At 55.8% G+C, this 21546-nt stretch carries 22 protein-coding genes and 1 other RNA gene; 20 read left to right on the plus strand and 3 right to left on the minus strand.

Going from position 1 to position 21546, the window contains the following annotated elements; all coding sequences use genetic code 11:
• Nucleotide 1: 1 nt before the first annotated feature.
• Together pepP and MKFW12EY_RS04140 are read right to left on the minus strand one after the other, a co-directional pair.
• Entirely contained in the window at nt 2-1309 is a 1308-nt protein-coding gene (gene pepP, locus MKFW12EY_RS04135) for a Xaa-Pro aminopeptidase (protein ID WP_064020658.1), read from the minus strand.
• 11 nt (nt 1310-1320) lie between these two features.
• A complete protein-coding gene (locus MKFW12EY_RS04140; protein WP_054762175.1) occupies nt 1321-1848 on the minus strand; it encodes a UPF0149 family protein in 528 nt (175 codons plus the stop codon).
• A 105-nt stretch (nt 1849-1953) separates the two neighbouring features.
• Here MKFW12EY_RS04140 and MKFW12EY_RS04145 point away from each other — a divergent pair, with 105 nt between their 5' ends.
• The 3 genes from MKFW12EY_RS04145 (at nt 1954) to ssrS (ending at nt 2674) form a co-directional block, all read left to right on the plus strand.
• On the plus strand, nt 1954-2181 hold the full coding sequence (locus MKFW12EY_RS04145; RefSeq protein WP_054762145.1) for a TIGR02449 family protein: 228 nt from the start codon (nt 1954-1956) through the stop codon (nt 2179-2181).
• Complete coding sequence (locus MKFW12EY_RS04150; RefSeq protein ID WP_054762147.1) at nt 2178-2474, plus strand: cell division protein ZapA; 297 nt, start codon at nt 2178-2180, stop codon at nt 2472-2474. Before MKFW12EY_RS04145 ends, MKFW12EY_RS04150 begins: the two co-directional genes overlap by 4 nt.
• A gap of 20 nt (nt 2475-2494) precedes the next feature.
• A non-coding RNA gene (gene ssrS, locus MKFW12EY_RS04155) (6S RNA) lies at nt 2495-2674 on the plus strand.
• A gap of 897 nt (nt 2675-3571) precedes the next feature.
• On the opposite strand, the gene MKFW12EY_RS04160 is transcribed toward ssrS, so the two are convergent.
• Nucleotides 3572-4879: a replication-associated recombination protein A gene (locus MKFW12EY_RS04160; RefSeq protein WP_221054055.1), complete on the minus strand. Its 1308-nt coding sequence runs from the start codon at nt 4877-4879 to the stop codon at nt 3572-3574.
• Nucleotides 4880-4960: 81 nt separating this feature from the next.
• Between MKFW12EY_RS04160 and accA the strand changes: the two genes are divergently transcribed.
• The 17 genes from accA (at nt 4961) to MKFW12EY_RS04245 (ending at nt 21076) form a co-directional block, all read left to right on the plus strand.
• Nucleotides 4961-5938, plus strand: coding sequence for an acetyl-CoA carboxylase carboxyl transferase subunit alpha (gene accA / locus MKFW12EY_RS04165; protein WP_064020661.1), 978 nt, complete (start codon nt 4961-4963; stop codon nt 5936-5938).
• 64 nt (nt 5939-6002) lie between these two features.
• Complete coding sequence (gene tilS, locus MKFW12EY_RS04170; protein ID WP_221054056.1) at nt 6003-7349, plus strand: tRNA lysidine(34) synthetase TilS; 1347 nt, start codon at nt 6003-6005, stop codon at nt 7347-7349.
• 9 nt (nt 7350-7358) lie between these two features.
• Nucleotides 7359-7547, plus strand: coding sequence for a hypothetical protein (locus MKFW12EY_RS04175; protein WP_054762151.1), 189 nt, complete (start codon nt 7359-7361; stop codon nt 7545-7547).
• Nucleotides 7548-7549: 2 nt separating this feature from the next.
• Nucleotides 7550-7744, plus strand: coding sequence for a hypothetical protein (locus MKFW12EY_RS04180; protein WP_054762152.1), 195 nt, complete (start codon nt 7550-7552; stop codon nt 7742-7744).
• Between the two features lie 155 nt (nt 7745-7899).
• Nucleotides 7900-9540 (plus strand): CTP synthase, encoded by a 1641-nt coding sequence (locus tag MKFW12EY_RS04185; RefSeq protein WP_096875728.1) that lies wholly within the window; start codon nt 7900-7902, stop codon nt 9538-9540.
• A gap of 12 nt (nt 9541-9552) precedes the next feature.
• Nucleotides 9553-10386, plus strand: a complete 834-nt coding sequence (kdsA, locus tag MKFW12EY_RS04190; RefSeq protein WP_054762154.1) for a 3-deoxy-8-phosphooctulonate synthase — start codon at nt 9553-9555, stop codon at nt 10384-10386.
• Between the two features lie 11 nt (nt 10387-10397).
• A complete protein-coding gene (locus MKFW12EY_RS04195; RefSeq protein ID WP_221054057.1) occupies nt 10398-11003 on the plus strand; it encodes a Uma2 family endonuclease in 606 nt (201 codons plus the stop codon).
• 41 nt (nt 11004-11044) lie between these two features.
• Entirely contained in the window at nt 11045-12328 is a 1284-nt protein-coding gene (eno, locus tag MKFW12EY_RS04200) for a phosphopyruvate hydratase (RefSeq protein ID WP_096876690.1), read from the plus strand.
• Nucleotides 12329-12445: 117 nt separating this feature from the next.
• Complete coding sequence (gene ftsB / locus MKFW12EY_RS04205) at nt 12446-12715, plus strand: cell division protein FtsB (RefSeq protein WP_054762158.1); 270 nt, start codon at nt 12446-12448, stop codon at nt 12713-12715.
• Between the two features lie 3 nt (nt 12716-12718).
• Entirely contained in the window at nt 12719-13414 is a 696-nt protein-coding gene (gene ispD / locus MKFW12EY_RS04210; protein WP_054762159.1) for a 2-C-methyl-D-erythritol 4-phosphate cytidylyltransferase, read from the plus strand.
• Nucleotides 13411-13884 (plus strand): 2-C-methyl-D-erythritol 2,4-cyclodiphosphate synthase, encoded by a 474-nt coding sequence (ispF, locus tag MKFW12EY_RS04215; protein WP_054762161.1) that lies wholly within the window; start codon nt 13411-13413, stop codon nt 13882-13884. Before ispD ends, ispF begins: the two co-directional genes overlap by 4 nt.
• Before the next feature lie 15 nt (nt 13885-13899).
• Entirely contained in the window at nt 13900-14379 is a 480-nt protein-coding gene (locus tag MKFW12EY_RS04220; RefSeq protein ID WP_221054058.1) for a hypothetical protein, read from the plus strand.
• Between the two features lie 5 nt (nt 14380-14384).
• On the plus strand, nt 14385-15437 hold the full coding sequence (gene truD / locus MKFW12EY_RS04225; protein ID WP_221054059.1) for a tRNA pseudouridine(13) synthase TruD: 1053 nt from the start codon (nt 14385-14387) through the stop codon (nt 15435-15437).
• 128 nt (nt 15438-15565) lie between these two features.
• Nucleotides 15566-17716 carry a type I secretion system permease/ATPase gene (locus MKFW12EY_RS04230; RefSeq protein ID WP_221054060.1) on the plus strand — a complete coding sequence of 717 codons (2151 nt, stop codon included), beginning with the start codon at nt 15566-15568 and terminating at the stop codon, nt 17714-17716.
• 2 nt (nt 17717-17718) lie between these two features.
• Nucleotides 17719-19077 (plus strand): HlyD family type I secretion periplasmic adaptor subunit, encoded by a 1359-nt coding sequence (locus MKFW12EY_RS04235; RefSeq protein ID WP_054762165.1) that lies wholly within the window; start codon nt 17719-17721, stop codon nt 19075-19077.
• A 107-nt stretch (nt 19078-19184) separates the two neighbouring features.
• Nucleotides 19185-19751, plus strand: a complete 567-nt coding sequence (locus MKFW12EY_RS04240; RefSeq protein WP_082409850.1) for a response regulator transcription factor — start codon at nt 19185-19187, stop codon at nt 19749-19751.
• Nucleotides 19752-19759: 8 nt separating this feature from the next.
• On the plus strand, nt 19760-21076 hold the full coding sequence (locus tag MKFW12EY_RS04245) for a TolC family outer membrane protein (protein WP_245006432.1): 1317 nt from the start codon (nt 19760-19762) through the stop codon (nt 21074-21076).
• Nucleotides 21077-21546 lie beyond the last annotated feature (470 nt).

Consider the following 21546-nt stretch of genomic DNA (forward strand, 5'->3'; position numbering starts at 1 on the left):
TTTAGCCCGTCATTAACGCTTCGATGGCGTCTATCGACTTTGGTACGCCGCCGGTCAGAATCTCGTGGCCGTCTTTGGTGACCAGTACGTCGTCCTCGATCCGGATGCCGATGCCGCGCCATTGCTTATCGACGCTGTCGCAATCGGCCGGCACGTAAAGGCCAGGCTCCACTGTCAACACCATGCCCGGTTCCAGCAAGCGCCATTCGTCCTTGATTTTGTAATCGCCGACGTCGTGTACGTCCATGCCCAGCCAGTGGCCGATGCGGTGCATGTAGAACTGTTTATATTTCTCGTCCTTGATCAGTTTTTTCACCCGGCCTTTCAACAGGCCCAGCTCCACCAAGCCCCTGGTCAAGGTTTCCACCGAGGCGTCGTGGGCCTTGTTCCACGGGTTACCGGGTTTGATCTCGGCCAAAGCGGCAGCTTGGGCATCTAGCACCAATTGGTACAACAAACGTTGCGGCTCGCTGAATTTGCCGGATACCGGGAAGGTGCGGGTGATGTCGGCGGCGTAATGGTCGCATTCGACGCCGGCGTCGATCAGCAACAGGTCGCCTTTGTTCAGTTTGTCTTTGTTTTCGGTGTAATGCAGCACGCAGGCGTTTTTGCCGCCGGCGACGATGGACGGGTAGGCCACCGCGCGCAGGCCGTCTTGTACGAACTCGTGTACCAGTTCGGCTTCGACTTGGTATTCGTATAAGCCCGGTCTGCAGGCTTTCATGGCACGGACGTGGGCTTTGGCCGAGACTTCGGCGGCGCGGCGCATCAGTTTCAATTCCTCGGCGCTTTTGAACAGCCGCATCTCGTGCAGGATGTGCTCCAACGATACCAATTCGCCCGGTGCCGTAATGCCGGAACGCGATTGCTTACGGATGTTGTTGATCCACTCCATCAGCTTGTGGTCGAGATCGCTGTCCTTGCCCATCGGATAGAACACCTTGCTCTTGTTTTCCAGCATGCCGGGCAGGATGTCGTCCAGATCGTCGATCGGAAACGAATCGTCGGCTTCGTAATGTTTGGTGGCGCCTTCCAGGCCCGCATGCGCGCCTTCCCATAGGGCTTTTTTTTCGTCGAATTCGCGGCAAAACAGGATGTATTCGCCTTGTTCGCGGCCGGGAATGAATACGGCCATCGATTCGGCTTCGTTGAAGCCGGTCAGATAGTAAAAGTCGCTGTCTTGGCGAAACGGGTAATGTACGTCGCGGTTGCGGGTACGGTGCGGGGCGCTGGCAATAATGGCGATATTGCCTTTGCCGATTTGCTTCATCAGGCTGGCGCGGCGTTTTTTGAATTCGCTTTGTTTCATCGGCTGGCGGCTTAATGGGGTTGTAGCGGATTTTGTTCGGCAAACTGGTCGCGCACGGTGAATACGGCGGCGCGTACATATTCGCGGATTTCGATCAGTGCGTTCTCGTCGTCCCCTTCGCCCAGTTCGCTGTCGATTTTGGTCAGTTCGATCATGTCTCGCATCACCTCGGCCGTGTCGCCGGGCCAGTCGGCGTCGGTCTGAGCGTAGCCGACGCCGAACAGAAAGCCCTGGCACCAACAACGCAAGGCCTCCACTTGCTCGGCCAATGCTTCGTCCTCGTCCGGCAGCAATAAGTCGAATGCGAATTCGTCGTTCTGGTTTTCCAATAAAGTCCGGGTTTGTTCGAAGATGCCGCACAGCAGATTTTTGTCGTCGTCGGCCAGGTGCTGGCCGTCGGCAAACAATTCCCGCAGCCAGTTCTCGACGTCGGCCTTGATTTCGACGCAGAGCATACCGGTAGCGACCCCGTGCGCCTCGGCGGCGCCGAAGTCCGCGTCGTGTTGTTCCAGAATTTCGCTGATCGCGCGGTAGGTCATCGGATACGGGTTTCCTATCAAGGAGCTGTTCAAATACATGGCTTATGCTAACATTCCTAGCCGAACGTGAGGATTATAACGTCATATCAGCCCATACTTCTGACTATGTCTCAACCAGAAAAAGATCCGTCAACCGAACTCGAAGCGCTGGAAAAAAAACTGGATTTGCTGATCGCTCAGTTCAATCAAGTCAAAAATGAGAACAAGTCGTTGAAAGTCAAACAGGATGCCTTGGTTAAGGAGAAAGCCAAATTGCTGGAAAAAACCACGCTGGCCAAAGCCCGAGTCGAAGCCATGATCGCCCGCCTGAAAGCGATGGAACACGACTCATGAGCAAAGCCGTTCACCCCGTCTCGTTGAATATTCTGGACAAGGAATACAAGATCGCCTGCGCGCCGGACGAAAGAGAGACTTTGATCAGTTCCGCCCGCGAGCTGGACAAGCAAATGCGCAAAATACGCGATACCGGTAAAGTCAGCGGTGCCGATCGGATCGCCGTGTTGGCGGCGTTGAATCTGGCCCACGATTGGGCCGCGGAAGCTCACAAGTCTGCCGGCGCCGGCGATATCGCCAGCCGCTTGGCAGATTTGCGCGTCAAAATAGAAAACGTTTTGGAAAACCCGTAAATCCGGTAAACTACAGGTCCAATCTCCTGCAGCGTTCGAGCAGTACTGGGTGTTTCCTGAACCTGCATTTGCCCCGGAAGCTTTTTACCCGTCATGGTGTGCATGCCTGTTCGATCAGGAAGCCTGATTGGCGGGAATCGGTTTCCACTTGAACCTCCGGTTCAAGGACGAAAGTATCAGACGGCGCAGGCGGGAGATCTCTTCAATTTTCTTTCCTTTAGTCCGATCCGCGTTCCCCACTAATAGCCCTACCTTATACGGTCAGTTTTAGTGCCGCGGCCAACGGGCCTTGGCCAACCTCAAAATCGTCCCACCTTTGCCGGTTCCGGCATACAGACGCGATTCGTCGAGTTTGCTTCCAAATTGTTTTTTGAATGAAGTTACGGTTGCAAACGGCGTCCGCCACTCCGGTTTTTCGGTCGATCTTTGCAGCGAGCGTTCGATAACAAGATGTGCTTGGTTCGCGACAGGTAAAACTAGCGCTTGAACCAGATATTGCGCGCTGCGATGTATATCGCATAGGCAAACGCCAATAAGAACAGAGGTTTTATGCGAGAGCGTGGAATCCGGAAAATTGCGGTTTTTGTCGGTAAGCCTGTGGTTTTATATCCGAAATATGCGACATGTATTAAATAACGGTAAATCCGGTCTGGCAATAAATGGCGTTTTGGATTTTACTTACTGCGCGCCGTTGCTTGAGGTGGCGGGAATGGATTTTTAAAACGCAGTGGGTTGGATGCGCTTTTGATTTAATTTACCGTAGGGTGGTCGCAATGAATGATTTTAAAAAAGACGTGTTTGTTGGCTTGGTTTCGTTTTCCGGCATACTGAGTTTTATTTTCGGGCAATTCATAATTTCAACGATGCTGTTCGGTATAGCGGCGCTATCCAGCACTATGTTGGCGGACAATCGCGCTAAGCTCGAAAGGTTCTAAAGGTTTCTCCATTTGGCGGAGATTCGCAGGTAGATATTTTCGATATTTGCTTGCTTTCGCTCCCGTATTGGCCCTCCGGTACGGGAGTTTTTTTATGCGCGCTATTACAGTAAATGCCATCTTCAAACGCCTTAACTAAATAACGAAATCCGCGACCGATTTTTATTGTTTTCGCAAAAACTGCAGTTTCTCTTTTATTTTTATTTCCAGCCCGCGTTCGACCGGAAAATAATAGCGTTTTCCAATTAAAGGCTCCGGAAAATAGTTTTCGCCGGCGGCATAGGCGTTTTTCTCGTCGTGAGCGTAACGGTATTCTGCACCGTGTCCCAGCTCCTTCATCAATTTAGTCGGGGCATTGCGCAAATGCATCGGTACTTCCAGCGAACCGCTGGTTCGAGCATCGGTCATTGCCGCTTTGTAGGCCACGTAAACCGCATTGCTTTTCGGCGCGCAGGCCAGATAAACGATGGCTTGCGCCAACGATAATTCGCCTTCAGGGCTGCCCAGGCGTTCGTAGGCGTGGGCGGCGTTCAACGCCAGTTCCAGGCCGCGCGGGTCGGCGTTACCGATGTCTTCCGACGCCATCCGTACCACGCGGCGGGCGATGTACAACGGGTCGCAACCGCCGTCTATCATCCGGCAGAACCAATACAGTGCCGCGTCCGGGTCGGTGCCGCGCACCGATTTGTGCAGCGCGGAAATCTGGTCGTAGAAAATGTCGCCGCCCTTGTCGAAGCGCGCGGCGTGGCCTTGCAACACTTCGTCCAGCACCTCGCGATTGACCACGTCCTTGCCGTCGACGTTTTCCGCCAGATCGGCGGCAATCTGCAAAATGTTCAAACAGCGGCGGGCGTCGCCGTCGGCGGCCTTGGCAATCATCAGCAACACCTCGTCGTCGATGATCAGATTACGGCTGCCCAAGCCGCGAAGCGGATCGGTCAACGCGTTATGGAGCAGATTCAGCAAGTCGTCGGCGTCGATACTGCGCATTACGTAGACGCGCAGCCGCGACAGCAAAGCGTTGTTCAGTTCGAACGACGGATTCTCGGTGGTGGCGCCGAATAAAATGATCGCGCCGCTTTCGATCGGCGCCAGCAGGGAATCCTGCTGGCTTTTCGAGAAGCGGTGAATCTCGTCGATGAATACCACGGTGTTGAGATTGCGGCTCAGCTTGACGTCCTCGGCCTCGGCGACGGCGGCGCGAATTTCCTTGACGCCGGCCATCACCGCCGACAATTCGATGAAATGACAATGTGCGCTGGCGGCGATAATTTTCGCCAGCGTGGTCTTGCCGACGCCGGGTGGCCCCCAAAACACCAGGGAGTGCGGCGCGCCCTGATCTATCGCTGCGCGCAACGACTTGCCCTTGGCCAGCAAATGCTGTTGGCCTATGTATTGGTCCAGATTGGTGGGTCGCATCCGGGCTGCCAGCGGCGCGTGCGGGTTGATGTCGAAGGCGTCTTTGTTCATGGTCAGGTAAAACTGATAGGCAATGGCGGCATTTTTCTTTAAAATCGCCGGCCATTTTATTGATTCTCTGGCCGGATTGACATGGATTTAAAATTCTTAGATTTCGAACAGCCCATCGCCGAATTGCAAGCCAAAATTGAAGAGCTGCGCAAGGTGGAGCTGGACAACAATTTCGACATTTCCGAGACGCTGAAGCAGCTCGAGCAAAAATGCGAAATGCTGACCGAGAGTATTTTCAGCAATCTGACCGACTGGCAGATTTCGCAATTGTCGCGCCATCCGGGCCGTCCCTATACGCTGGACTATGTCAATCTGATGTTTACCGATTTCCACGAGTTGCACGGCGACCGGGCTTACGCCGACGATCCGGCCATCGTCTGCGGCTTGGCGCGGCTGGAAGGCCAGCCGGTGGTGGTGATCGGTCACCAAAAAGGTCGCGACACCAGGGAAAAGATTTACCGCAACTTCGGTATGCCGCGTCCGGAGGGCTACCGCAAGGCCTTGCGGGTCATGAAGTTGGCCGAGCGTTTTAAACTGCCGATTATTTGTCTGATCGATACTCCGGGCGCCTATCCCGGTATCGGCGCCGAAGAGCGAGGCCAGAGCGAGGCCATCGCCCGCAATCTGTTCGAGATGTCCAAGCTCAGAACGCCGGTGATCTGCGTGGTGATCGGCGAGGGCGGTTCCGGCGGTGCGTTGGCCATCGGTGTCGGCGATCGTCTGTTGATGTTGGAATACAGCACCTATGCGGTAATTTCCCCGGAAGGTTGCGCGTCGATCTTGTGGAAAAGCGCGGATAAAGCCCAGTTGGCGGCCGAAGCGATGGGGATCACGTCCGACCGGGTGCGCGAGCAAGGCTTTTTGGACGAGGTGGTACGCGAACCGGTCGGCGGCGGCCACCGTAATTTTCAAAAAATCGCCGAGAATTTGCAGGAGGCGCTGTTGCGGCATTTGGCGGAATTGAATCAAGAGGCGGCTGCCAACATGGATCAAATGTTGGAAAAACGCTACCAGCGGATCATGCGTTTCGGTTCTTACATCGAAGAGCCCGTCAAATAATTCGGCCCGATTCGTCCGTTAAGCAAAAGGCCGGCTGCGTTCGGCCTTTTTTATGAGCCGGAAAATGTCCAGTCTCGATCCGCGTCTGATCACGAAACTATTGCCGCCGGGGTGCCGAACGGTTTACTTGGCCTATAGCGGCGGCTTGGACTCGCATGCGCTATTACATCTAGCCACAGCCATCGGCGATTTGCGCGGCAGGTTGGTTGCCGTCTACGTTAATCATGGCTTGCAAGCCGCCGCCGCCGATTGGGGCGAACATTGCCGCCGCCAATGCTTGGAATTGGGGGTGGCGTTCCGAATCGTCGAAGTCGATGCGGCGGCGCGAAGCGGCGAAGGTCCGGAAGCAGCCGCGCGCGAAGCCAGGTACCGGGCTCTGCGCCAATTGTTGCAGGTGGACGATGTACTGTTACTGGCGCAGCACCGCGACGACCAAATGGAGACGTTGTTGCTGCAGTTGTTCAGAGGTGCCGGTTTGGCCGGTTTGGCCGGCATGCCCGCCAGCGCGGCGTTTGGTTGCGGCCTTATGTTGCGGCCTTTTTTGGATATTTCCAGAAAAGATATCCTCGATTACGCGCTGGCGAACAACTTGCGGTGGGTAGAAGATCCCAGCAACCAAAGTAACGATTTCGACCGTAACTTTCTGCGCAATCAAATTGTGCCGTTGTTGAAGCAACGCTGGCCGGGATTGGATAAGACGGTGGCGCGTTCGGCCGCGCATTGCGGCGAAGCCTCGCGCCTGTTAGACGATTGGGCGGATCGAGTTCTGGAAGAGTTAGCCGATGCCGAACAAGCCGGCATTTGCCTAGCAGGCTTAAGCGAACTAACCGAGGAGCAGCGTAGCGTCTTACTGCGAAGGTGGTTGGTCGGTTTCGGCTTGAAGCCGCCTAGTGCGGCCATTATCAAGGCGTTGGCGGCACAGGTGTCGGCTGGTCCGGGTAAAGCTTCGCCGCCGCAAATCCACATTCAGGGATGCCGCATCCTTGGCTATCGGCAAAAGTTGTTTTGCATTCCGGCGGCGGCGTTGAGTAAATTCACAGGCGATTTATTATGGCCGAAACCGGATGCGCGGTTAGACTTGGCGAACGGCTATTGCTTGCGCAGGATTGAGGCGCTCTCCGGAATCGGCAAAGATTATTGGGATAGGGCCGAGGTGTCGGTTAAGGCCCGCGCTGGCGGCGAAAAACTCAAGTTGCCGGGGCGGGAAGGGCATCATTGCCTGAAGAAGCTGTACCAGGAAGCCGGTATTCCGCCGTGGGAACGCGAGCAACGGCCGTTGGTCTATCTCGACGGACGCTTAGCGGCGATCGCAGGTTTATGGGTTGCCGAATGGGCTTGGGCGGCCGAGGCGGCTTGTTATCGGGTGGTTTGGCAGGCCGAGGCCGGGCTTGGCGATACTCACCACAAATGAGGAGGGGTTATGTTTCCGGATATTTTGCAGAGCGCGATTGTCGGCATGATGGTCGCGATACCGACCATCGTAGTTTATAAAAAAGCCGGCTTACATCCGGCGTGGGCGGCATTGGTGTTCCTGCCGGTGTTCGGCTTGCTGTTGGTGTTCCTGCAGTTGGCTTTTCAAGGCTGGCCTAACTTGAGACAGGAGCGTTAACCATGGAATTATTTTTTATTATTCTGCCGGCCTACATCCTGTTTTGCCTCTGGCTGGCTTACCGTATTTTGCAAAAAGCCGGATTCGACGGCCGTTGGGCATTGGTGTTAATGGTGCCGGTGGTGAACATCATCATGATTTGGGTGTTCGCCTTCAGTTCGTGGCCGAATTTGCGGCCGGGCGTGAAGCTGGAATGACGGTATTCGCCGGCCGTTTCAATAAAGCCGGCGTTGCCGCGATGCTGCCTCTGGGTCGGTTGCTCCGTCTAATTTAGCGGCAAGCTACCGCCAAAGCTGCTAAAATCGGCGTTTGTTTTGATCCTGCTATTCGCTAAACAGGGCGCAAATCCTTAATGACAAAATTCATCTTTATCACCGGCGGCGTGGTGTCTTCCTTGGGGAAAGGTATTGCCGCTTCGTCGTTGGCGGCGATTCTTGAAGATCGCGGCCTTAAAGTCACCATCACCAAACTCGATCCTTACATCAACGTCGATCCCGGCACGATGAGCCCATTCCAGCACGGTGAAGTCTTCGTCACCGAGGATGGCGCGGAAACCGATTTGGACCTTGGCCATTACGAGCGGTTTTTGAAGGCCACGATGGCCAAGAAAAACAATTTCACTACCGGCCAGGTGTACGAGCAGGTGTTGCGCAACGAGCGCAAGGGCGAGTATCTGGGTGCCACGGTGCAAGTCATTCCACACATCACCGACGAAATCAAACGCCGGGTGTTCGCCAGTGCCGAAGGCATGGACATCGGCATCATCGAAGTCGGCGGCACGGTCGGCGACATCGAGTCGCTACCCTTCCTGGAAACCATCCGCCAGATGGGTGTGGAACTGGGCCGTGACCGCGCCGTGTTCATCCACTTGACGCTGGTGCCTTACATCAAATCGGCCGGCGAACTGAAAACCAAGCCCACCCAGCATTCGGTCAAGGAGCTGCGTACCATCGGTATCCAGCCGGACATTCTGATTTGCCGTTCCGAGCAACCGATTCCGGCCAGCGAACGCCGCAAAATTGCGCTGTTTACCAACGTCAGCGAAAAAGCCGTTATTTCGGCGATCGATGCCGATACGATTTATCGCATCCCATTATTGTTACGCGAACAAGGCCTGGACGACCTGGTGGTGCACCAGTTGCGTCTCGATGTGCCGCCCGCCGACTTGACTGCCTGGGAAAAAGTCGTCGACGGCTTGACCCATCCGACCGACGAAGTGCAAATCGCCATCGTCGGCAAATACGTCGATCACACCGATGCCTATAAATCGCTGAACGAAGCCTTGCTGCATGCCGGCATCCATACCCGGCACAAGGTCGAGATTAAATACATCGATTCCGAAACCATCGAGCAGGAAGGCACCGCGCAACTGAAAGACGTCGACGCGATTCTGGTGCCGGGCGGTTTCGGCGAGCGCGGCGTGGAAGGCAAAATTTCCACCGTGCGTTTTGCCCGCGAGCACAAGATTCCGTACTTGGGCATTTGTCTGGGTATGCAGTCCGCAGTGATTGAGTTTGCCCGCAACGTGGTAGGTTTGGAAGGCGCACACAGTACCGAATTCCTGCCGAAAAGCCCGCATCCGGTGATCGGCTTGATCACCGAATGGATGGACGAAGCCGGCGAACTGGTGACCCGCGACGAAGATTCCGACATCGGCGGCACCATGCGCCTGGGCGCGCAAAAATGCCGCTTGAAGTCCGATTCGCTGGCGTTCGCGGTGTATCAAAAAGATGTGATTACCGAGCGCCACCGCCACCGCTACGAGTTCAACAATCAATATTTGAAACAACTGGAAGCCGCCGGCATGCGTTTTTCCGGCAAATCGCTGGACGGCCGCCTGGTCGAGATCGTCGAATTGGCCGACCATCCCTGGTTTCTGGCCTGCCAGTTCCATCCGGAATTTACTTCGACGCCGCGCAACGGCCATCCGCTGTTTTCCGGCTTCGTCGAAGCGGCCGCCAAACACAAAAAGCATTCACCCGAATCCAAGTAACCAAGGTCAAGCATGCAACTTTGCAATTTCGAAGCCGGACTCGACAAACCGTTATTTCTGATCGCCGGCACTTGCGTGATCGAAAGCGAACAAATGACGCTGGATACTGCCGGCAAATTGAAGGAAATCGCTAGCGAGCTGGGCATTCCCTTCATCTATAAATCTTCGTTCGACAAAGCCAATCGTTCGTCGATGAGCAGTTTTCGCGGTCTGGGGCTGGAAACCGGCTTGCAGATTCTGGAAAAGGTCAAACAACAATTGAATGTGCCGGTACTGACCGACGTCCACGAAGACACGCCGCTGGCCGAGGTCGCCTCTGTGGTCGACGTGATGCAAACTCCGGCTTTCCTGTGCCGACAAACCAATTTCATTCAGAGCGTCGCCGCTCAAGGCAAGCCGGTCAATATTAAGAAAGGCCAATTCATGGCGCCGTGGGATATGGGTAACGTCGTCGCCAAGGCCAAGGCCACCGGCAACGACAAAATCATGGTCTGCGAGCGCGGCGTGTCGTTCGGTTATAACAATCTGGTTTCCGACATGCGTTCGCTGGCGGTGATGCGCGACACCCAATGCCCGGTGGTTTTCGACGCCACTCACTCGGTGCAACTGCCGGGCGGGCAGGGTAGTTGCTCGGGAGGTCAGCGCGAGCATGTGCCGGTGTTGGCGCGGGCGGCGGTGGCGGCTGGTGTTGCCGGCTTGTTCATGGAAACCCATCCGAAGCCGGAAGAAGCCTTGAGCGACGGCCCCAACTCCTGGCCGTTGCACCGTATGAAAGAATTGCTGGAAACCTTAATGACGATAGACCGCGCGGTCAAGTCCGGTCCGTTCATCGAAACCACCCTTTAGTTTCTATTGCCATGGCCAAAATCACCCAGTTATCGCAGCTCGATTTATCGGCCAGCTATAGCTATGCGGATTATTTGACCTGGCAATTGGACGAAACTATCGAGTTGATCAAGGGCAAAATTTCGTTGATGGCACCGGCGCCGAACGTCAAGCATCAACGACTGTCGATGAGTTTGAGCGGGCAACTGTTTAACTATTTCTGCCATAAATCTTGCCAAGTGTTTGCTGCCCCATTCGACGTTCGCCTCTACGACCGCCGCAAATCCATCCTCGCCAGTCAAGACATCTTTACCGTCGTCCAGCCCGACATCTGCGTCATCTGCGACCCGGACAAACTCGACGAACAGGGTTGCAACGGCGCGCCGGACTGGATTATCGAAATCGTTTCCAAGGGCAGTTCCAAACAAGATGCCCAGATCAAACACGCATTGTACGCCGAAAGCGGCGTAACCGAATACTGGCTAGTATTCCCGTACGAAACCGTCATCCAGCAATTCGTGTTGAACGATCAGGGCCAATACCAGTTGCAGTGCAGTTTTGCCGGCGACGATATAGCAACCCCGCATTTATTCCCGGATTTGAGTATAGCCTTGAGCGAGCTCTTCCCTGACAATTAAAAACCACCATTAACCATATCCCTATTACGGAGCAACTGAAGATCATGAGAATCGTTGATGTAAAAGCTAGAGAAGTTCTGGACTCGCGCGGCAACCCTAGCGTCGAAGCCGAAGTGTATTTGGATTCCGGTGTGGTCGGCAGTGCGATGGTGCCGTCCGGCGCCTCGACCGGCGAGCGTGAAGCTATCGAATTGCGCGACGGCGACAAAAACCGTTACCTGGGCAAAGGCGTATTGAAAGCCGTCAACAACGTCAACACTGCATTGAAAGACGCAGTCGTTGGTATGCAAGCCGACGACCAAGCGGCATTGGACCAAAAAATGATAGCCCTGGACGGCACCAACGCGAAAAGCAACCTGGGCGCCAACGCGATCCTGGGCGTATCGATGGCCGCTGCTCGCGCTGCCGCACAAGAAGCTGGCAAACCGCTGTATCAATTCATGAACAAATCCGGCGAATTTATCCTGCCGGTACCGATGATGAACATCATCAACGGCGGTTCGCACGCCGACAACAGCGTCGACTTGCAAGAATTCATGATTCTGCCGGTTGGTGCGCCAACCTTCCGCGAAGCCATCCGTTACGGCGCCGAAGTATTCCACAACCTGGCGAAAGTCTTGAAAGGCAAAGGCCTGGCCACTACCGTCGGCGACGAGGGCGGTTTCGCGCCTAACTTGCGTTCCAACGAAGAAGCTATCGAAGTCATCCTGGAAGCCATCGAAAAAGCCGGTTACAAAGCCGGTCAAGACATCTACCTGGGTATGGATGCGGCCGCTTCCGAGTATTTCGAAAACGACAAATACTTCCTGTCCGCCGAAAACCGTAGCTTTACTTCCACAGAAATGGTCGACTTCCTGGCGGCTTGGGTCGATAAATATCCTATCATCTCCATCGAAGACGGCCTGGACGAAAACGATTGGGACGGCTGGAAATATCAAACCGAAAAATTGGGCAACCGTATCCAATTGGTCGGCGACGATTTGTTCGTGACCAATCCAGCGATCCTGAAAGAAGGCATTGAAAAAGGCATCGCTAACTCGATCCTGATCAAGGTCAACCAAATCGGCACGCTGACCGAAACCCTGGAAGCGATCAGCATGGCGTCTGCCGCCGGTTACAGCGCCGTGGTTTCACACCGTTCCGGCGAAACCGAAGACACCACCATTGCCGACCTGGTCGTCGCCACCGGCACCGGCCAGATCAAAACCGGTTCCTTGAGCCGTTCCGACCGCGTTGCCAAATACAACCGTCTGATGAAAATCGAAGACGAGTTGGGTGCCAAAGCCCGCTATGCCGGCCGCAGCGCGTTCAAAATGTTGAAATAAAATAGCGTAGGTTGGGTTAGCTCGATAGAGCGTAACCCGACACGTCGGCTTTTAAGTTGGGTTACACCCTTCGCTAGCGCTTAGGGCTAACCCAACCTACATTTTCGAGATACCGCCATCAAAACCCTGATCCTAGTCATCATCGCGTTGACGCTACACTTCCAGTATCGGTTGTGGTTCGGCGATGCCAGCTTGTCGCAGATTCGCGAGTACCGCGCGCGGCTGGAAGAATTGACCAAGGAAGCCCAGGAAAAAAAGGAACGCAACGACGCCTTGTACGCCGAGGTCAAGGATTTGCGCAAGGGTCTGGAAACCATCGAAGAGCGCGCCCGCTATGAGCTGGGCATGATCAAGGAAAACGAAACTTTCTTTCAAGTGCTTGAGTAAAGCATGAACCAAATTCCCAAATGTTGGGCCGTGGTGCCCGCAGCCGGCGTCGGCAAACGCATGCAGGCCGACCGCCCCAAACAATATCTGCCGCTGGCCGGCAAGACCGTCATCGAACACACCTTGAGCCGCTTGCTGGCTTCCGGCGCTTTTCAAAAAGTTGCGGTAGCGATTTCGGTCGAAGACCCTTACTGGCCGGAACTGGACATTTCCAAGCATCCCGATGTGATCACCGCGCCCGGCGGCAAGGAGCGCGCCGATTCGGTACTGTCGGCATTAAAATCCCTGCAAGGCTTGGCCGGCGAAGACGACTGGGTGCTGGTGCACGACGCCGCCCGTCCCTGTTTGACCGCCGGCGACATACATCTCCAGATCGACACCTTAAAAGATGACGCGGTTGGCGGCATCCTGGCCTTGAGTTCGCACGACACCTTGAAACACGTCGACGGCGATACGATTACCGCCACGATAGACCGCAAACACGTCTGGCGCGCGCTGACTCCGCAAATGTTCAAATACGGCATGCTGCGCGACGCGCTGCAGCAAACCGAAGGCAATCCGGCCGTCACCGACGAAGCCAGCGCGCTGGAAATTCTCGGCTTCAAACCGAAGATCGTCGAAGGCCGTCCCGACAACATCAAAATTACCCGGCCCGAAGATCTGGCGCTGGCGCAATTCTATATGGAGCAACAAGCATGATTCGAGTCGGCATGGGCTACGACGTCCACCGCTTCAACGACGGCGACCACATCATTCTGGGCGGCGTCACCATCCCCTACGAAAAAGGCCTGGAAGCCCACTCCGACGGCGACGTGGTGTTACACGCGTTGGCCGACGCCATTCTGGGTGCAGCGGCATTGGGCGACATCGGCAAACATTTCCCGGATACCGATCCCAACTTCAAGGGTGCCGACAGCCGGGTGCTGCTGCGCCACGTCTACAATATCGTCAAAGAAAAAGGCTATAAGCTGGTCAACGCCGACGTCACCATCATCGCCCAGGCACCGAAAATGCTGCCGCACGTGCCGGAGATGCGCGCCAACATCGCCGCCGACCTGGAAACCGACATCGACTGCATCAACGTCAAAGCCACCACCACCGAGAAACTCGGCTTCGAAGGCCGCAAGGAAGGTATCGCGGTGCAGGCGGTGGTGTTGATCGAGAAATAAACTTGGCCGAATTTGATGTGTAACCGAATTTATCTCCATGATTTGAAATTAGTTTTTGTTGGATTGACTGCAATCTGTCTGTCATTTTCAGCGTTGGCAGAGGAAAAATTTGCCAAAGCTTTATGTGGCGGAACCTCTGTCGAAGTAAAAGCAGAACGATTTCCGGATACCAAGCTAGCTTTATCTAAAATAGTCCTCTCTGCTAGCTCTGGGAAAGAATCAATTCGTTTGGTTTTTGATAATACGGTCGATGATCCAAAAGCGGCTGAGTACTTTTTTGCCGCTTGTCTAAAAGGAAAAGATCAAAGGCCGTATATCGTTTTCCAAAATTATTGCGGTGGCTCTGGTTGCCATGATTTGGACAACTTTGGCATTATCGACGCGGCGTCACTGCGCGTCTTGTTGGCGCCCTCCGATAACAATCATTCCGTTGCCGACCAAATTATTGGTTATTCGGTCCAACCTCTTTTTGATTACAAGGAACGTTTTTTCTGAGTCGTTTGACGCCAAATCCGGAATTTGTTGGTTTTGATTTAACTGGCTGGCCCCACGCCTACGGCGGCCCATCCGCCACCGCCGACTTCAAAACCCTCCCCGACGACTTCGTCGTAGAGGAAATCCTCGGCTTCGAGCCGGAAGGCAGTGGCGAGCACGTGTTTTTGTTCGTCGAAAAAATCGGCGAAAACACCGAATACGTCGCCCGCTTGCTGGCCCGCCACGCCGGCGTCAGGCAGCGCGACATCGGCTACGCCGGCCTGAAAGACCGCCACGGCCGCACTCGGCAATGGTTCAGCGTTTGGCTGCCCGGCAAAGACGCTCCCGATTGGTCGGTTCTCGAATCGGAATCGCTAAAAATCCTGCAAGCGGTGCGCCATCCGCGCAAACTCAAGCGCGGCGTGCTGGCCGGCAACCGTTTCGAAATTCTGCTTCGCAACTGGCAAGGCGACCGCGCGCAAGCCGAAAGCCAACTCCGGCAAATCCAAACTCGAGGCTTTCCCAATTACTTCGGCCCGCAACGCTTCGGCCACCAAGGCCGAAATATCGACAAAGCCTTGGCACTGTTCGGCGGCGCTAAACTCAAGCGCGAACAGGCATCGATTTACCTGTCTGCCGCCCGCTCCTATTTGTTCAATCTGATCTTGGCCGGGCGCGTCAGCCAAGGCAATTGGGATCAAGCTTTGGCCGGCGATATTTTCAAACTGGCGGCGAGCAACAGCCTGTTTGCCGGCGCAGCGGCCGATGCCGGCCTGGCAGCGCGGGTGGCAGCCGGCGAGATTCATCCGACCGGCGTGCTGTATGGTAAAGCCGGCCTGTTTGCCGAGGCCGACGCCGGACAGATCGAGCAAGCGGTATTAAACGCGAATCCGTTATTGGTCGAGGGCTTGCGAGTCCATGCCGATGCCGCCGACCGCCGTGCGCTAAGGGCGATACCGGGCGAACTGGGTTGGGAGTGGGAACACGCAGGCCTGCGATTAGGTTTTTCGTTGCCGGCCGGCAGTTACGCGACAGCCTTGCTGAGGGAGTTGATCGGCGACGAATCGGCCGCTGCGTAGCGGTTTATTGTGTAAATTGGACTTGGGTACAACTGTTGGTAGGATTGTGATCTTAATCAATTTATAATCTTGGGCAGAAACCGGACCGGTTCCACAATAAAAATAATCACTAGCAACCCCAAAAACCGATGCCCGACAGCCTGCTGAGCCTAGGACCCGCCAATCCCAAGTTTGACGATCCGCTATTGCTGGCTTTGTTATCGGTCTGCAAAATCCTGCATATTACGCAAACTGCGACGGCACTGGTGGCCGGCCTGCCGTTGCTCGACCATAAACTAACCCCCGATTTGTTTCCGCGTGCCGCCGAGCGCGCCGGTTTGCGTGCCAGCTTGTTGCGCCGGCCGTTGGAACGAATCTCCACGCTGGTGTTGCCGGTCGTGCTGTTACTGAAAGACGGCACCACCTGCGTGTTGGTCGGCCGGGACGGCGAGGGCTGCACCGTCATCGTCCCGGAAACCGAAAGCGGCGAAAAAACCGTCGCAGCCGCCGAGTTGAATGCGCTATACAGCGGTTTGGCGTTCTTCGTGCAAGTCAGCCACCATTTCGATGCTCGCAGCGGCGATGCGGGGCTGCCCAAAGCCAAGCATTGGTTTTGGGACGTCATCGCCAAATCCTGGCCGATTTATGCCGAAGTGCTGGCGGCGTCGCTGTTGATCAACATTTTTGCGTTGGCCGCGCCGCTGTTCTTCATGAACGTTTACGACCGGGTGGTACCGAACCGCGCCTTGGAAACCCTTTGGGTGTTTGCGCTAGGCATCGTGATCGTATTCGGCTTCGAATTGGCGATGAAACTGTTGCGTAGCTATTTCATCGACGCCGCCGGCAAGCGCGCCGATATCGTGCTGTCGGCGACGATTTTCGAAAAACTGATGAATATCCGGATGGAGGCCAAACCGGTTTCGGTCGGCGGTTTTGCCAACAACCTGAGCGAATTCGAATCGTTCCGCGAATTTCTGACCTCCGCCAGCTTGGCCACGCTGATCGACCTGCCGTTTCTGATCCTGTTCATCTTGATTATTTCCAGTATCGGCGGCCATTTAGCCTGGATTCCGCTGGTCATATTGCCGTTGGCGGTATTGGTCGGCATCGTGTTGCAGGCCCCGCTCAGGGCTACGATCCAGGCCTTGTTCAAAGCCGGCGCCGAGAAAAATGCCACCCTGGTCGAAGCCCTGTCCAACCTGGAAACGCTGAAGGCCGCCGGCGCCGAAGGCCAACTGCAGGCGCGTTGGGAAAAAGGCATCGGCGAGATGGCCCGGCTTGGTTTGAAGTCGCGGTTTTATTCCGGCTTGACCGTCAATTTGACGGCGTTTTTCCAGCAATTGGCCTCGGTGTTTGTCGTCGTCGCCGGCGTTTACCGCATTGCCGACGGCGACTTGACCACAGGCGGTTTGGTGGCCTGCACCATGCTGACCTCGCGGGCGCTGGCGCCGGTCGGCCAAGTGGCGGCGTTGTTGACCCGCTACCACCACGCCCGCGCCGCGTTGGATTCCTTGAACCGGATGATGGCTTTGCCGGTCGAGCGCGAACCGGGGCGGGACTACTTGCACCGGCCGCGCTTCAACGGCGATATCGAATTCAAACAGGTCGCCTTCCATTATCCGCAGCAACCGGTCAAAGCGCTGGAGGGGATCTCGTTCAAAATCAAAGCCGGCGAACGGGTAGGCGTGATCGGCCGGATCGGTTCAGGCAAAAGCACGTTGGAGCGTTTGATCCTGGGCTTGTACCAGGCCCAACAGGGCTCGATTTTGATCGACGGCGCAGATATCCGCCAAATCGATCCCGCCGACTTGCGCCGCCAGATAGGCTACGTGCCGCAAGACATTTCGCTGATGTACGGCAGCGTCAAGGACAATATCACGCTCGGCTCCGGCTTCGCCGACGACAGCCAAGTGTTGCGGGCGGCGCGGATCGCCGGCGTCGACCAGTTTGTGAATAGGCATCCGGACGGATTCGAACTGCAGGTCGGCGAGGGCGGCGCCAATTTATCCGGCGGCCAACGCCAGAGCATCGCCCTAGCGCGGGCCTTGTTGCTGGCGCCGCCGATTTTGGTGTTGGACGAGCCGACCAACGCGATGGATAACAGCAGCGAAGAAGGTTTTAAGCAGCGGTTCGCCGCCGAACTGGACGGTCAGACCTTGATTCTGGTGACGCACCGCATGTCGTTGCTGAGTCTGGTCGAGCGTTTGATCGTCATGGACGGCGGCCATATCGTCGCCGACGGCCCGAAACAGCATGTGCTGGAAGCCTTGCGCCAAGGCCAGATCAAGGTTGCGGCGTGACGATGTTTAAAAAATTCGCCGAATGGCGCGCCGCGCAACGGTATCGGACCGAAGACCAGGCTTTTCTGAACGACGTCAACGCCGCCAATTTGTACGAAGTGCCGCTGCAAGGCCATTTGATCTTGTGGTCCAGCTTTGCCTTTGTCGTCGTCGCCCTGGTTTGGGCCGGGTTCGCCAGCGTCGACGAAGTCACCCGCGGCCAGGGCAAGACCATTCCGTCCAGCCAGGTTCAGGTGGTGCAGAATCTGGAGGGCGGCATCGTTTCCGACATTCTGGTGCAGGAAGGGCAGTTGGTGGAAAAAGACCAGGTGCTGTTGCAATTGGACGAAGTCAGATTCGCCTCGTCGTTCAAGGAAACCAAACTGAAATACTACGAATTGCTGGCAGCCACCGCCCGCTTGAATGCCGAAATCAACGGCACGCCGCTGCAAATACCGGCGGAGGTGGCGGCTAACGCGCCGCAAATCGCCGAAAACGCCAAGCAGTTGCTCTTGTCGCGGCAGAACGAAATCAAATCGAATAGCGATATCCTGGCCGAACAAGTCCGGCAAAAAGAACAGGAGATCGTCGAATTGCAATCGAAGAGCGAGCAATTGGCGCGTAGCTACCGCTTGCTGCAGGACGAGGTAAAAATGTCCGAGCCGCTGGTGGCGGACGGCGCCATGTCGCAGGTGGAGTTGCTCAGGCTGCAGCGCGCCGCCAACGATTTGAAAGGCGATTTGAATTCGGCCAATCTGGCGATTCCGCGCCTGCGTTCGTCGTTGGACGAGGCGCGCAATAAATTGGCGGAAATCAAGATCCGCTACCGCACCGAGGCCTTGAAGGAATTGAACGAAGTCAAAGCCGAACTGGACCGCACCTCGGAGTCGGCGGTGGCGTTGGCGGACCGCGTCAGCCGCACCCGGGTGCTGTCGCCGGTCAAGGGCACCGTCAAACGCATCAAGGTGGCCACGGTCGGCGGCGTGATCCAGCCGGGCATGGATTTGCTGGAAATCGTGCCGGTGGAGGACCAGTTGCTGATCGAGGCCAAAATCCGTCCGGCCGATATTGCTTTTCTTCACCCCGGACAACGAGCTGTGGTAAAACTTAGTGCGTACGATTTCTCGATATACGGCGGGCTGGATGCGACGCTGGAGCATATTAGCGCCGATAGCATTCCCGGCGAGAAAAAGGACGAGGACAGTTATTATTTGATCAGGCTGCGGACCGCGAAAAATTATCTGGAAAAAAACGGCCAACGTCTTGATATCATTGCCGGGATGACCGCCGAAGTCGATATTTTGACCGGAAAGAAAACCGTACTGGACTACCTGTTGAAACCGATATTGAAAGCCAGAGATCGGGCCTTCAGAGAACGATAACCCAACACGACATAAACATCACTGTGGCTAACATACTGATTTATTCAAATAACCCTCAGTTGACCGCGCAATGGACGCACGCGCTAATCGCTGAGTACAGTGTCAGTATGCTGCACAGCATTCGCGGCGATTTTCAAGCCGACGCCGTGATCTTCGACGCCAAAAAACTGGACGAAGACGCCGGCCTGCTGGCGGTTTTCGCCAACAAACGCACCCGGTTCTTAGTGATCGGCGCCGATTGGCCGGAAGAAAAACAAATCAATATCCTGATCAACGGCGCTGCCGGCTATTGCGAGCAGGCCGAGGCGCCGGCTTTGTTGGTGCGCGCGGTGGCCTGCATCCTGACCGGCGACATTTGGATCCGGCGGGCGCTGGTACCCAAAGTGATTGGCGCCTTGACCGGAGCCCGCCGCATGCATGCCGTATCCGCCGCCCCGGTGGATTGCGATCGAAAACTACAAATGCTGGCCACGCTATCGGCCCGCGAATTGGAAGTGGCGGATATGATACGTCAGGGCGAGAGCAACAAGCGCATCGCCTTGGCGTTGAATATCTCGGAACGGACGGTGAAAGCCCATTTATCCTCGATTTTCCGCAAGCTGGAAGTCGACGATAGGTTGCGCTTGGCCATATTCTTGAAAGAGATCGATCAATACCAAAGAGGAACGTCATGAGATTTGCTATGGGAATTGGCATCGGCGTAGCCATGCAGATGGGATTTGTGTCCACCGGGCAGGCACTGAGTTTGCAGGAGTCGATACAAAAAGTTCTGGACGACAATCCGAAAATCCAGGCGGCGAAATCCGAACGGCGCGCGGTCGAGGAAGAAATCGACCAAGCTAGGGCCGGTTACTTTCCTACCGTCGATGTCACCGCCGGCATCGGCTGGGAGGAATCGAACAACCCGACCACCCGCGGCCGCGGCGACGGTTCGGTGTTTTACCACCGCGAAGAAGGCGCGATTCAAGTCCGGCAAATGTTGTTCGACGGCTTGGCTACGCCGAACGAAGTCGAGCGCCAGGAAAAGCGGACCGATTCCCGCGCCTACACCGTATTCGGCCAATCCGAAATCACCGCGTTGGACGGTGTCGAAGCCTATCTGAAAGTATTGCGCCGCCAGGAGTTGTTGAATCTGGCCAAGGAAAACCTGCAATTGCATTTGCGCACCAACGAGCAAATCAAGCTGCGCAGCGAGCGCGGCGTCGGCAAACGCGCCGATGTCGACCAATCCATGGGCCGGGTGGCGTTGGCCGAGAAGAACGTCTGGTCGGAAACCGGTAACCTGAAAGATGCCGAAACCGGCTTTCAACGGGTGATCGGCATCCTGCCGGATGCAGTCGAACCGGTGGCCGCGCCGACCGCGGCGCTGCCGGCGACGATGGAGCAAGCCATCGACGAAGCGCTGGCCGAACATCCGATACTGAAATCGGCCAACTCCGACATCGAATCGGCCTTTGCCCAACACAATACCGCGATGGCGCCTTACTTTCCCCGGTTCGATATCGAGACCGGCGTCAGCCACAACTACAATCTGGACGGCATCCGCGGCACCAACTCCGACATGACGGCTATGCTGCGCATGCGCTACAACATCTTCAACGGCGGCAAGGACATCGCCCGCCGCGAACAGACTGCGCAACTGATCAACCAAGCCAAAGACATCCGCGACAACACCCACCGCCAGGTGGTGGAAAGCATGCGCTTGTCGTGGGTGGCGTATCAGACCGTGAAAAGCCAGATGGATTTTTTCAAACAGCATGCCGAGTCGGCCGAAAAAACCATAACCGCCTACCAACAGCAATTCAACATCGGCCAACGCACCTTGTTGGACTTGCTCGATACTTTCAATGAAATGTACATCGCCAAAAGCTCGCTGATCAACGCCAAGTACGATGAGTTGTTCTCGCAATACCGGATTTTGGCCAGCAAGGGCCAGTTGAATAAGTATCTGGGTACTCAATTGCCGGCCGAGGTGCAGCCGGTTAGTTTGGCGGATTAGTCGTAAGTCGATTGGCCGGAATTGCCCGCCGTTCCGGGGTGGATGGTGGGTTTTCCGATTACTAAGTGGCCGCCTAGTTTGGGCACTTGGGTGTTCGCGCCAATTCGAGCTTAATCGAGAAAATTTTGGGGGTTTGATGATATACGGAAATGAAAATTATCTGTGGATCAATAATATACAGACGAGAGGGGTGGTTATGCTTATATACGCGGTTAACCGCTTAATAGCTTGTTAGGCGTCTCAAATCCTCCCATGGTCGACTTCCCCTTTCTCGCAAGCTTCACTGTCTGCTCTGCCAGCGCATCCGATGAAGTGACTTCGTCATCAAGTGGGCTGTCCACGCGTCACCGCATGTCGCTTGTGTTGCGTGCGGGGCCAGAAGTCGAGATTGAGTTGCCCTCGGGTGAGCCGCTGGGCAGTCTGGAGACTCACCTGACACTACAAGCAGGACTGGCATCGCCTCGCGACCT

Source organism: Methylomonas koyamae (genome assembly GCF_019669905.1).
In the GTDB taxonomy this organism is placed as follows: domain Bacteria; phylum Pseudomonadota; class Gammaproteobacteria; order Methylococcales; family Methylomonadaceae; genus Methylomonas; species Methylomonas koyamae.

Excerpts from the sequence above, each read along its gene's own strand:
- ispD (WP_054762159.1), top strand. The coding sequence starts at position 12,719 with ATGAACCAAATTCCCAAATGTTGGGCCGTGGTGCCCGCAGCCGGCGTC.
- MKFW12EY_RS04195 (WP_221054057.1), top strand. The coding sequence starts at position 10,398 with ATGGCCAAAATCACCCAGTTATCGCAGCTCGATTTATCGGCCAGCTAT.
- MKFW12EY_RS04235 (WP_054762165.1), top strand. The coding sequence starts at position 17,719 with ATGTTTAAAAAATTCGCCGAATGGCGCGCCGCGCAACGGTATCGGACC.
- MKFW12EY_RS04220 (WP_221054058.1), top strand. The coding sequence starts at position 13,900 with ATGTGTAACCGAATTTATCTCCATGATTTGAAATTAGTTTTTGTTGGA.
- MKFW12EY_RS04180 (WP_054762152.1), top strand. The coding sequence starts at position 7,550 with ATGGAATTATTTTTTATTATTCTGCCGGCCTACATCCTGTTTTGCCTC.
- MKFW12EY_RS04185 (WP_096875728.1), top strand. The coding sequence starts at position 7,900 with ATGACAAAATTCATCTTTATCACCGGCGGCGTGGTGTCTTCCTTGGGG.
- kdsA (WP_054762154.1), top strand. The coding sequence starts at position 9,553 with ATGCAACTTTGCAATTTCGAAGCCGGACTCGACAAACCGTTATTTCTG.
- MKFW12EY_RS04175 (WP_054762151.1), top strand. The coding sequence starts at position 7,359 with ATGTTTCCGGATATTTTGCAGAGCGCGATTGTCGGCATGATGGTCGCG.
- MKFW12EY_RS04230 (WP_221054060.1), top strand. The coding sequence starts at position 15,566 with ATGCCCGACAGCCTGCTGAGCCTAGGACCCGCCAATCCCAAGTTTGAC.
- MKFW12EY_RS04150 (WP_054762147.1), top strand. The coding sequence starts at position 2,178 with ATGAGCAAAGCCGTTCACCCCGTCTCGTTGAATATTCTGGACAAGGAA.
- pepP (WP_064020658.1), bottom strand. The coding sequence starts at position 1,309 with ATGAAACAAAGCGAATTCAAAAAACGCCGCGCCAGCCTGATGAAGCAA.
- MKFW12EY_RS04160 (WP_221054055.1), bottom strand. The coding sequence starts at position 4,879 with ATGAACAAAGACGCCTTCGACATCAACCCGCACGCGCCGCTGGCAGCC.
- ispF (WP_054762161.1), top strand. The coding sequence starts at position 13,411 with ATGATTCGAGTCGGCATGGGCTACGACGTCCACCGCTTCAACGACGGC.
- MKFW12EY_RS04240 (WP_082409850.1), top strand. The coding sequence starts at position 19,185 with ATGCTGCACAGCATTCGCGGCGATTTTCAAGCCGACGCCGTGATCTTC.
- MKFW12EY_RS04140 (WP_054762175.1), bottom strand. The coding sequence starts at position 1,848 with ATGACCTACCGCGCGATCAGCGAAATTCTGGAACAACACGACGCGGAC.
- MKFW12EY_RS04145 (WP_054762145.1), top strand. The coding sequence starts at position 1,954 with ATGTCTCAACCAGAAAAAGATCCGTCAACCGAACTCGAAGCGCTGGAA.
- MKFW12EY_RS04245 (WP_245006432.1), top strand. The coding sequence starts at position 19,760 with ATGGGAATTGGCATCGGCGTAGCCATGCAGATGGGATTTGTGTCCACC.
- tilS (WP_221054056.1), top strand. The coding sequence starts at position 6,003 with ATGTCCAGTCTCGATCCGCGTCTGATCACGAAACTATTGCCGCCGGGG.
- accA (WP_064020661.1), top strand. The coding sequence starts at position 4,961 with ATGGATTTAAAATTCTTAGATTTCGAACAGCCCATCGCCGAATTGCAA.